Origin of the sequence: Streptomyces sp. YIM 121038, from assembly GCF_006088715.1 — a bacterium.
Lineage (GTDB): Bacteria > Actinomycetota > Actinomycetes > Streptomycetales > Streptomycetaceae > Streptomyces.
The window spans coordinates 5,759,179-5,770,992 of sequence record NZ_CP030771.1 but is presented as its reverse complement, the minus strand read 5'-3'; the positions used below and the strand labels follow the sequence as shown (position 1 = coordinate 5,770,992).

Here is an 11,814-nt window from a genome sequence, read left to right as displayed (position 1 = left end):
CCGGCCGACGGTGTCAAGCCTAAAGCGTGTGCTCGGGTGAGCTACTCGCCCTTGGCCTTCGCGATGATCTCCTCGGCGACGTTCCGCGGAACCTCGGCGTAGGAGTCGAACTGCATCGAGTAGCTTGCGCGACCCGACGTCTTGCTGCGGAGGTCTCCGACGTAGCCGAACATCTCCGACAGCGGAACCAGGCCCTTGACGACCCGGGCGCCACTGCGCTCCTCCATGGCCTGGATCTGGCCACGGCGGGAGTTGATGTCGCCGATGACGTCGCCCATGTAGTCCTCGGGCGTGGTGACCTCGACGGCCATCATCGGCTCGAGCAGCACGGGCTTGGCCTGCCGCGCGGCCTCCTTGAAGGCCTGCGAACCGGCGATCTTGAAGGCGAGCTCGGAGGAGTCGACCTCGTGGTAGGCACCGTCGAGCAGCGTGACGCGGACGCCCGTCATCTCGTAGCCCGCCAGGATGCCGAACTGCATGGCCTCCTGCGCACCCGCGTCCACCGACGGGATGTACTCCCGCGGGATGCGGCCACCGGTGACCTTGTTCACGAACTCGTACGAGGCATCGCCGTCGACGATGGGCTCGATCGCGATCTGCACCTTGGCGAACTGACCGGTACCACCGGTCTGCTTCTTGTGGGTGTAGTCCACGCGCTCGACGGCCCGACGGATCGTCTCGCGGTACGCGACCTGCGGCTTGCCGACGTTCGCCTCGACGCGGAACTCGCGCTTCATGCGGTCGACGAGCACCTCGAGGTGAAGCTCGCCCATACCACCGATGATGGTCTGGCCGGTCTCCTCGTCCGAGTGGACCTGGAAGGAGGGGTCCTCCTCCGAGAGGCGCTGGATGGCGACACCCAGCTTCTCCTGGTCACCCTTGGACTTCGGCTCGATGGCGACCTGGATGACCGGCGCCGGGAAGTCCATGGACTCCAGGATGACCGGGGCCTTGTCGTCACAGAGCGTCTCGCCCGTGGTGGTCTGCTTCAGACCCATGACGGCGACGATGTCACCGGCGCCCACCGACTCGATCTCCTCACGCTTGTTCGCGTGCATGCGGTAGATCTTGCCGATGCGCTCCTTCTTGCCCTTGACGGAGTTCAGCACGGCGGTGCCGGAGTCAAGGCGACCGGAGTAGATCCGGACGAAGGTGAGCTTGCCGAGGTGCGGGTCGCTCGCGATCTTGAACGCGAGGGCCGCGAGCGGCTCGTCGTCGGACGGCTTGCGCTTGACGATCTCCTCCGGGTCCTTGGTGCCGTGGCCCTCGATGGCCTCGACGTCCAGGGGGGAGGGGAGGTAGCGCACGACCGCGTCGAGCAGGGGCTGGACGCCCTTGTTCTTGAACGCGGTGCCGCAGAACACGGGGGTGACGGTGGTGTCGCCGCCCTTGCCCGAGGCGATGGTGATGCGACGGATCGCCGCGTACAGCTGCTCCTCGGTGGGCTCCTGGCCCTCGAGGTACAGCTCCATCATCTGCTCGTCGTTCTCGGCGACGGCCTCGAGGAGCTTGCCGCGCCACTCGTCGGCGGCCTCGGTGTGCGTGGCCGGGATGTCGACGATGTCGTAGGCCTCGCCCATCTTGGTCTCGGCGGACCAGACGAAGGCCTTCATCGTGACGAGGTCGACGACGCCCTTGAAGTCAGCCTCCGCGCCGATGGGCAGCTGCATGACGATCGGGGTCGCACCGAGGCGGTCGACGATCATGTCGACGCAGCGGTGGAACTCGGCACCCGTACGGTCGAGCTTGTTGACGAAGCAGATACGCGGGACGCCGTAGCGGTCCGCCTGACGCCACACGGTCTCGGACTGGGGCTCGACACCGGCGACGCCGTCGAACACCGTCACGGCACCGTCGAGCACGCGCAGGGAGCGCTCCACCTCGACGGTGAAGTCGACGTGCCCGGGGGTGTCGATGATGTTGATCGTGTGGTCGACGTCGTTCAGCGGCCAGTGACAGGTGGTGGCAGCAGAGGTGATCGTGATGCCACGCTCCTGCTCCTGCTCCATCCAGTCCATCGTGGCGGCACCGTCGTGGACCTCACCGATCTTGTACGAGACACCGGTGTAGAACAGGATCCGCTCGGTGGTCGTCGTCTTGCCCGCGTCGATGTGAGCCATGATGCCGATGTTGCGCACCTTGGCCAGGTCAAGTGAAGTGGTAGCCATATCGGCTCAGTCTTCTCTCGGTCTCGATGGGGGTAGCGACTACCAGCGGTAGTGCGCGAAGGCCTTGTTGGACTCGGCCATCTTGTGGGTGTCCTCACGCTTCTTCACAGCGGCACCCAGGCCGTTGGAGGCGTCGAGGAGCTCGTTGAGCAGACGCTCGGTCATGGTCTTCTCGCGACGGGCGCGGGAGTAACCCACCAGCCAGCGCAGGGCCAGCGTGTTGGCGCGACCGGGCTTGACCTCGATCGGCACCTGGTAGGTCGCACCACCGACGCGGCGGGACTTGACCTCGAGGGTCGGCTTGATGTTCTCCAGCGCGCGCTTCAGCGTGATGACCGGGTCGTTGCCGGTCTTCTCACGCAGACCCTCCATGGCGCCGTAGACGATGCGCTCGGCGGTGGAGCGCTTGCCGTTCAGCAGCACCTTGTTGATGAGGGAGGTCACCAGAGGAGAGCCGTACACCGGGTCGATGATGACCGGGCGCTTCGGGGCGGGGCCCTTACGAGGCATTCTTACTTCTCCTTCTTGGCGCCGTAGCGGCTGCGGGCCTGCTTGCGGTTCTTGACACCCTGGGTGTCGAGGGAACCGCGGATGATCTTGTAGCGAACACCCGGCAGGTCCTTCACACGGCCGCCGCGCACGAGCACGATGGAGTGCTCCTGCAGGTTGTGTCCCTCACCCGGGATGTAGGCCGTGACCTCGATACCGGAGGTCAGACGCACACGCGCGACCTTCCGGAGCGCCGAGTTCGGCTTCTTCGGGGTGGTCGTGAACACACGCGTGCAGACGCCACGGCGCTGGGGCGAACCCTCGAGTGCGGGCGTCTTGTTCTTCTCGACCTTGTCCTGCCGGCCCTTCCGGACCAGCTGCTGGATCGTAGGCACTACTTCTCCGGTTTCTGTGTGCCGAATAGTAAAGCTAACCTGGAACGTTGCCGACCCACGCGGTCGGGTGTGTCGAATGCTGCAGACCCCCGCTAAAAGCGAGAAGGGCGCAGATTGCGGTGGCCGGATCAGACTCACGATGCGGTTGAAGACACGCGCGCGAGCCCAGGCACACCCCAGGCACAAGGTCTGAGCGTACCTACCTCATTGGCTGCGGTCAAAACAAATACCCCGGACCCCGGACACGCCGGGCGCCTCGGGCGCCGTGAGCCGGTCATCGGCCTTCGGCCTCGCCCTCAAGCGCCGGACGGGCTGCATGGGCGCGCGTGGGCTCACTTCGCCGCCGCTACGACCAGGAGCAGGAGCAGGGACCACCCGGCGATCCACAGCCAGCCCAGGGCCAGGCCCGCCACCGCCTGGCCGTCGCCGCTCTCGTGGCTGCGGCGGATCTCGGAGCGGGCGATGTGGCCGAGAACGACCGCGGGCAGCGCCGAGGCGCCGAACGTGAAGAACGTCGCGATCCCGCACACCAGGGCCGCGGTGGCCTTGCCGTTCGTGGGCGGCGCCGCCATGAAGGTGTGCGGCACCGCGGGCGGGGCCTGGGGGAAGCCCGAGGGGCCCTGCGGCAGGTCGGCGACCAGGAGGCCGAGCTCCCCCACCGTACGCGCCTGGTAGGCCCGCTCGACGCGGCGCTCGTACTCGTCCTGCTGGAGGCGGCCCTCCGCGAAGCCCGCGCGCAGCACGTCGACCGCGCGCTCCCGGTCGGAGTGGCCCGCCAGCATCGACGGCTGCCCCTGCTGCCCCGGCCACGGCGCCGGCTGCCCCCACGGACTGGTCACGATACGCACGCTCCCCCACACGATGTGTGCCTTCCATCATGCGGCAAAGCGCCGCAGGGCGGCCACCCGGCTCTCGTCGGGTGACCGCCCTGCGGTGTTGTCTCGCTCTGGAGGCGAGGACTACTGGTTGTAGGGCCCGTAGTCGTAGTCCTCCAGCGGAACGGCCTGGCCGGAGCCCGTGCCGAACGGCGAGTAGTCGATGTCGTCGTAGCCGACGGCCGAGTACATCGCGGCCTTGGCCTCCTCGGTCGGCTCGACCCGGATGTTGCGGTAGCGGGACAGACCCGTACCGGCCGGGATGAGCTTACCGATGATGACGTTCTCCTTGAGGCCGATGAGGCTGTCGGACTTGGCGTTGATCGCCGCATCCGTCAGGACTCGGGTCGTCTCCTGGAAGGAGGCGGCCGACAGCCAGGACTCCGTCGCCAGCGAGGCCTTGGTGATACCCATCAGCTGCGGACGGCCGGAGGCGGGGTGACCGCCCTCGGTGACCACACGACGGTTCTCGGTCTCGAACTTCGAGCGCTCGACGAGCTCGCCCGGCAGCAGCTCCGCGTCGCCGGACTCGATGATCGTCACGCGGCGCAGCATCTGCCGGATGATGATCTCGATGTGCTTGTCGTGGATCGACACGCCCTGCGAGTTGTAGACCTTCTGGACCTCGCCGACCAGGTGGACCTGGACCGCGCGCTGGCCGAGGATGCGCAGCACGTCGTGCGGGTTGGTGGCACCCACGGTGAGCTTCTGGCCCACCTCGACGTGGTCGCCCTCGCCCACGAGCAGACGGGCACGCTTCGAGATCGGGAACGCCGTCTCGTCGCTGCCGTCGTCCGGGGTGACGACGAGCTTCTTGGTCTTCTCGGTCTCCTCGATGCGGACGCGGCCCGCGGCCTCGGAGATCGGGGCGACACCCTTCGGCGTACGGGCCTCGAAGAGCTCGACGACACGGGGCAGACCCTGGGTGATGTCGTCACCGGCCACACCACCGGTGTGGAAGGTACGCATCGTCAGCTGGGTACCGGGCTCACCGATGGACTGGGCGGCGATGATGCCGACCGCCTCACCGATGTCGACCAGCTTGCCGGTGGCCAGCGAGCGGCCGTAGCAGAAGGCACAGGTGCCGACCGCGGACTCACAGGTCAGGACCGAGCGGGTCTTGACCTCCTCGACGCCGTTGGCGACCAGGGCGTCGATCAGGACGTCACCGAGGTCGACGTTGGCCGGCGCGATGACCTTGCCGTCGATGACGACGTCCTCGGCCAGCATGCGGGCGTACACGGACGTCTCGACGTTCTCCGTCTTGCGGAGCACGCCGTCCTCGCCACGGACCGCGATCTTCAGCTTCAGGCCGCGCTCGGTGCCGCAGTCCTCCTCGCGAATGATGACGTCCTGGGAGACGTCGACCAGACGACGGGTGAGGTAACCGGAGTCGGCGGTACGCAGAGCGGTGTCCGCCAGACCCTTACGGGCACCGTGGGTCGAGATGAAGTACTCGAGCACGGAGAGGCCCTCGCGGAACGAGGCCTTGATGGGACGCGGGATGGTCTCGTTCTTCGCGTTCGACACCAGACCACGCATACCGGCGATCTGCCGCATCTGCATCATGTTTCCTCGGGCACCCGAGTCAACCATCATGAAGATGGGGTTGGTCTTGGGGAAGTTCGCGTTCATCGCCTCGGCGACCTCGTTGGTCGCCTTGGTCCAGATCGCGATGAGCTCCTGCGTGCGCTCTTCCTTGGTGATCAGACCGCGCTCGTACTGCTTCTGGACCTTCTCGTCCTGGGCCTCGTAGCCCGCGACGATCTCCTTCTTCGCCTCAGGCACGACGACGTCGGAGATGGCCACGGTGACGCCGGAACGGGTCGCCCAGTAGAAGCCGGCCGCCTTCAGGTTGTCGAGCGTCGCCGCCACGATGACCTTGGGGTAGCGCTCGGCGAGATCGTTGACGATCTCGGAGAGCTCCTTCTTGCCGACCGAGTAGTCGACGAACGGGTAGTCCTCGGGCAGCAGCTCGTTGAAGAGCGCGCGGCCCAGGGTCGTGCGCAGGCGGAAGCTGTCGCCCTGCTGGTACTCCTGCTCGCCCTCCTCGGCGACCGGCGGCACCCAGCCACGCGGCGGGATGGTGCCCACCGGGAAGCGGATGTCGACGGACGACTGGAGCGCGAGCTCGTCGGCGTCGAACGCCATGATCGCCTCGGCGGTGGAGCCGAACGCACGGCCCTCGCCCTTGACGTCACGCAGCTCGCCGTCGGTGGTGAGGAAGAACAGACCCAGGACCATGTCCTGCGTCGGCATCGTCACCGGCCGGCCGTCGGCGGGCTTGAGGATGTTGTTCGAGGACAGCATCAGGATGCGGGCCTCGGCCTGCGCCTCCGCGGAGAGCGGCAGGTGGACGGCCATCTGGTCACCGTCGAAGTCCGCGTTGAACGCGGTGCAGACGAGCGGGTGGATCTGGATGGCCTTGCCCTCGACCAGCTGCGGCTCGAAGGCCTGGATGCCGAGGCGGTGCAGCGTCGGCGCACGGTTCAGCAGAACCGGGTGCTCGGCGATGACCTCTTCGAGGACGTCGTACACGACCGTGCGGCCGCGCTCGACCATCCGCTTGGCGCTCTTGATGTTCTGCGCGTGGTTCAGGTCGACCAGGCGCTTCATCACGAACGGCTTGAAGAGCTCCAGGGCCATGGCCTTGGGCAGACCGCACTGGTGCAGCTTCAGCTGCGGACCGACGACGATCACGGAACGCGCGGAGTAGTCCACACGCTTGCCGAGGAGGTTCTGGCGGAAGCGACCCTGCTTGCCCTTCAGCATGTCGCTGAGGGACTTCAGGGGACGGTTGCCGGGACCGGTGACCGGGCGACCGCGGCGGCCGTTGTCGAACAGCGCGTCGACGGCCTCCTGGAGCATGCGCTTCTCGTTGTTCACGATGATCTCGGGCGCACCGAGGTCGAGAAGGCGCTTCAGGCGGTTGTTGCGGTTGATCACGCGGCGGTACAGGTCGTTCAGGTCGGAGGTCGCGAAGCGGCCACCGTCCAGCTGCACCATCGGACGCAGGTCCGGCGGGATGACCGGGACGCAGTCGAGGACCATGCCCTTGGGGCTGTTGGAGGTCTGCAGGAAGGCAGACACGACCTTCAGCCGCTTCAGCGCACGGGTCTTCTTCTGGCCCTTGCCGGTGCGGATGATCTCGCGGAGGCGCTCGGCCTCCTCGTCGAGGTCGAAGGACTCCAGGCGCTTCTGCAGCGCCGCGGCACCCATCGAGCCGTCGAAGTACGTGCCGAAGCGGTCACGCAGCTCGCGGTAGAGCAGCTCGTCGCCCTCGAGGTCCTGGACCTTGAGGTTCTTGAAGCGCGACCAGACCTCGTCCAGACGGTCGATCTCGCGCTGCGCGCGGTCGCGCAGCTGCTTCATCTCGCGCTCGGCGCCCTCGCGCACCTTGCGGCGCACGTCGGCCTTGGCGCCCTCGGCCTCGAGCTCGGCCAGGTCGGTCTCGAGCTTCTTGGCGCGGGCCTCGAGGTCGGCGTCGCGGCGGTTCTCGATCTGCTGACGCTCCACGGAGACGTGCGCCTCCAGGGAGGGCAGGTCGCGCGTGCGGCGCTCCTCGTCCACGAACGTGATCATGTACGCGGCGAAGTAGATGACCTTCTCGAGGTCCTTCGGCGCGAGGTCGAGCAGGTAGCCCAGACGCGACGGGACACCCTTGAAGTACCAGATGTGCGTGACGGGCGCGGCCAGCTCGATGTGGCCCATCCGCTCACGACGCACCTTGGCGCGAGTGACCTCGACGCCGCAGCGCTCGCAGATGATGCCCTTGAAGCGGACACGCTTGTACTTACCGCAGTAGCACTCCCAGTCCCGGGTCGGACCGAAGATCTTCTCGCAGAAGAGTCCGTCCTTTTCGGGCTTGAGGGTGCGGTAGTTGATGGTCTCGGGCTTCTTGACCTCGCCGTGGCTCCACTGACGGATGTCGTCCGCGGTAGCCAGGCCGATCCGGAGCTCGTCGAAGAAGTTGACGTCGAGCACTATGCGTCAATCCCTCTCAGGGTCGTGTCTCAATCAATGGTCTGTCGGGGTCCGGGGGCCCGCCACCCCGGTGTCAGGGGTGGCGGGGGACCCGTCAGACCTCTTCGACGCTGCTCGGCTCGCGCCGGGACAGGTCGATACCGAGCTCCTCCGCGGCGCGGAAGACGTCCTCATCCGTGTCGCGCATCTCGATGGACATGCCGTCCGAGGACAGCACCTCCACGTTGAGGCACAGGGACTGCATTTCCTTGATGAGCACCTTGAAGGACTCGGGAATGCCGGGTTCGGGAATGTTCTCGCCCTTGACGATGGCCTCGTAGACCTTCACGCGGCCGGTGACGTCGTCGGACTTGATCGTCAGCAGCTCCTGGAGGGCGTACGCGGCGCCATAAGCCTCCAGCGCCCACACCTCCATCTCACCGAAGCGCTGGCCACCGAACTGAGCCTTACCACCCAGCGGCTGCTGGGTGATCATGGAGTACGGACCGGTCGAGCGGGCGTGCAGCTTGTCGTCGACCAGGTGGTGCAGCTTGAGGATGTACATGTACCCGACCGAGATCGGGTCCGGGAACGGCTCGCCGGAGCGGCCGTCGAACAGGCGCGCCTTGCCGGACGGGAGCACCATGCGCTCGCCGTCGCGGTTCGGGATGGTGTGCTGGAGCAGACCGGCCAGCTCGTCCTCGCGGGCGCCGTCGAAGACCGGCGTGGCGACGTTGGTGCCCGGGGCGACCGAGTCGGCGCCGATCACCTGGAGCCGCTCCGCCCACTCGTCGGCGAGGCCGGAGACGTCCCAGCCGCGGCTGGCGAGCCAGCCGAGGTGGATCTCCAGGACCTGTCCCGGGTTCATTCGGGACGGCACGCCCAGCGGGTTGAGGATGATGTCGACCGGAGTTCCGTCCTCGAGGAACGGCATGTCCTCGATCGGAAGGATCTTCGAGATAACACCCTTGTTGCCGTGCCGGCCGGCGAGCTTGTCACCGTCGGTGATCTTGCGCTTCTGGGCCACGTAGACGCGGACCAGCTGGTTCACGCCCGGCGGGAGCTCGTCGCCCTCTTCGCGGTCGAAGACGCGGACGCCGATGACCTTGCCGATCTCACCGTGCGGCACCTTCAGGGAGGTGTCACGGACCTCGCGGGCCTTCTCACCGAAGATCGCGCGGAGCAGGCGCTCCTCCGGCGTCAGCTCGGTCTCACCCTTGGGCGTGACCTTGCCGACGAGGATGTCACCGGCGACGACCTCGGCACCGATGCGGATGATGCCGCGCTCGTCGAGGTCGGCGAGGACCTCCTCGGAGACGTTCGGGATGTCCCGGGTGATCTCCTCGGGGCCCAGCTTGGTGTCACGGGCGTCGACCTCGTGCTCCTCGATGTGGATCGAGGAGAGGACGTCGTCCTGCACGAGGCGCTGCGACAGGATGATCGCGTCCTCGTAGTTGTGGCCCTCCCACGGCATGAAGGCCACGAGCAGGTTCTTGCCCAGGGCCATCTCGCCTTCCTGGGTGGCGGGACCGTCGGCGAGGACCTGGCCCTCGATGACGCGCGCGCCTTCCTCGACGATGACCTTCTGGTTCACCGAGGTGCCCTGGTTCGAGCGGGAGAACTTCGCGACGCGGTACGTGGTGTACGTGCCGTCGTCGTTCGTGACGGTGATGTAGTCCGCGGAGACCTCCTGGACCACACCCGCCTTCTCGGCCTTGATGACGTCACCGGCGTCGACGGCGCAGCGGTACTCCATGCCCGTACCGACGAGGGGGGCCTCGGCGGTGATCAGCGGCACGGCCTGGCGCATCATGTTCGCGCCCATGAGCGCGCGGTTGGCGTCGTCGTGCTCGAGGAAGGGGATCATCGCGGTCGCGACCGACACCATCTGGCGCGGCGAGACGTCCATGTAGTCCACGTCCGTCGGCGCGACGTAGTCGACTTCGCCGCCACGGCGGCGGACCAGGACGCGGGCCTCGGCGAACCGGAGCTCGTCGGTCAGCGGCGCGTTGGCCTGGGCGATGACGAATCGGTCCTCTTCGTCAGCGGTCAGGTAGTCGACGTCGTCGGTGACCTGACCCTCGACGACCTTGCGGTACGGCGTCTCGATGAAGCCGAACGGGTTGATGCGGCCGTACGAGGCGAGCGAACCGATCAGACCGATGTTCGGGCCTTCGGGCGTCTCGATCGGACACATGCGGCCGTAGTGCGAGGGGTGCACGTCACGGACCTCGAAGCCCGCCCGCTCACGGGAGAGACCACCCGGGCCGAGCGAGTTCAGACGCCGCTTGTGGGTGATGCCCGACAGCGGGTTGTTCTGGTCCATGAACTGCGACAGCTGGCTGGTGCCGAAGAACTCCTTGATGGAGGCGACGACCGGCCGGATGTTGATCAGGGTCTGCGGCGTGATCGCCTCGACGTCCTGAGTGGTCATGCGCTCGCGCACGACGCGCTCCATACGGGCGAGACCCGTACGGACCTGGTTCTGGATCAGCTCGCCGACGTTGCGGATGCGGCGGTTGCCGAAGTGGTCGATGTCGTCGGTCTCGACGACGATGGACGCACCGCTGTCGCCCACGGTCTCGGTCTCACCGGCGTGCAGCTTCACCAGGTACTTGATCGAGGCGATGATGTCCTCGACCGTGAGGACGCCGGCCTCGAGCGGGGCGTCCGCGCCCAGCTTCTTGTTCACCTTGTAGCGGCCGACCTTCGCGAGGTCGTAGCGCTTCGGGTTGAAGTACAGGTTCTCGAGCAGCGTCTGCGCGGCCTCGCGGGTCGGCGGCTCGCCCGGACGGAGCTTGCGGTAGATGTCGAGCAGCGCGTCGTCCTGGCCCTGGGTGTGGTCCTTCTCCAGGGTGGCGCGCATGGACTCGTACTCGCCGAACTCCTCGAGGATCTGCTCGGTCGTCCAGCCGAGGGCCTTGAGCAGCACGGTGATCGACTGCTTGCGCTTGCGGTCGATGCGCACGCCGACCATGTCGCGCTTGTCGATCTCCATCTCCAGCCAGGCACCCCGGGACGGGATGATCTTGACCGAGAAGATGTCCTTGTCGGACGTCTTGTCGATGGAGGAGTCGAAGTAGACGCCGGGCGAACGGACGAGCTGCGACACCACGACACGCTCGGTGCCGTTGATGACGAAGGTGCCCTTGTTCGTCATGAGCGGGAAGTCGCCCATGAAGACCGTCTGGGACTTGATCTCGCCGGTCTCGTTGTTGGTGAACTCAGCGGTGACGAAGAGCGGGGCGGCGAACGTGAAGTCGCGCTCCTTGCACTCGTCGATGGAGTTCTTCGGGGGCTCGAAGCGGTGGTCCCGGAACGTCAGGGACATCGACCCGGAGAAGTCCTCGATCGGGGAGATCTCCTCGAAGATCTCCTCCAGACCGGACTTGGTGGGGACGTCCTGTCCGGACTCCAGAGCCGCCTCGACACGAGCCTTCCACGCGTCGTTGCCGAGCAGCCAGTCGAAGCTCTCGGTTTGCAGCGCAAGAAGGTTCGGAACCTCGAGGGGCTCCTTGATCTTTGCAAAGGAGATGCGCAGCGGGGCGGTGCTGGCGCCGTTGTTCGTATTCGCGGTCGAGGCAGTGCGCGAGGCGGCCAAGAGGGGGTCCTTCCGAGGGCTCGGACTCACTACGCGCGTACCGGTCCCAGCCTTGGCACGGAGGAGAGACGGTCCCGAAGTGGCCAAAAGGCCAGGTCAGAGCGGTTTCAACCCACGATGCTCACGGATGGGCATGCCCCTGGTGACGGGCAGGAGGCAGCTAACAGGCAGCGCAAAGGGTCAGTGTAGCCACCTGGCCCACTGATGTCCAGTGCGGGTTTCTGAAGACCCTCTGTGTTCTCAACACCTGCGGCAAGCCACGTCCTCAACGCACATCGATACTGCCCTCTTCGCCGCCGATCCATGCCTCGGATGCGGATCCT

General features: G+C 66.7%; 6 protein-coding genes. All 6 read right to left on the bottom strand.

From position 1 onward, the window contains the following. Window positions 1–41 precede the first annotated feature (41 nt). Complete coding sequence (gene fusA, locus C9F11_RS24705) at window positions 42–2,168, bottom strand: elongation factor G (RefSeq protein WP_030685487.1); 2,127 nt, start codon at window positions 2,166–2,168, stop codon at window positions 42–44. 39 nt (window positions 2,169–2,207) lie between these two features. After that, on the bottom strand, window positions 2,208–2,678 hold the full coding sequence (rpsG, locus tag C9F11_RS24700) for a 30S ribosomal protein S7 (RefSeq protein WP_003974303.1): 471 nt from the start codon (window positions 2,676–2,678) through the stop codon (window positions 2,208–2,210). A gap of 2 nt (window positions 2,679–2,680) precedes the next feature. Beyond that, window positions 2,681–3,052 carry a 30S ribosomal protein S12 gene (rpsL, locus tag C9F11_RS24695; RefSeq protein ID WP_003948652.1) on the bottom strand — a complete coding sequence of 124 codons (372 nt, stop codon included), beginning with the start codon at window positions 3,050–3,052 and terminating at the stop codon, window positions 2,681–2,683. A gap of 332 nt (window positions 3,053–3,384) precedes the next feature. Next, window positions 3,385–3,891 (bottom strand): DUF1707 and DUF4190 domain-containing protein, encoded by a 507-nt coding sequence (locus tag C9F11_RS24690; RefSeq protein ID WP_249401875.1) that lies wholly within the window; start codon window positions 3,889–3,891, stop codon window positions 3,385–3,387. Window positions 3,892–4,011: 120 nt separating this feature from the next. Further along, window positions 4,012–7,911, bottom strand: coding sequence for a DNA-directed RNA polymerase subunit beta' (locus C9F11_RS24685; protein WP_138961311.1), 3,900 nt, complete (start codon window positions 7,909–7,911; stop codon window positions 4,012–4,014). Window positions 7,912–8,005: 94 nt separating this feature from the next. Then, complete coding sequence (gene rpoB / locus C9F11_RS24680) at window positions 8,006–11,491, bottom strand: DNA-directed RNA polymerase subunit beta (RefSeq protein WP_138961310.1); 3,486 nt, start codon at window positions 11,489–11,491, stop codon at window positions 8,006–8,008. Window positions 11,492–11,814: the final 323 nt, after the last annotated feature.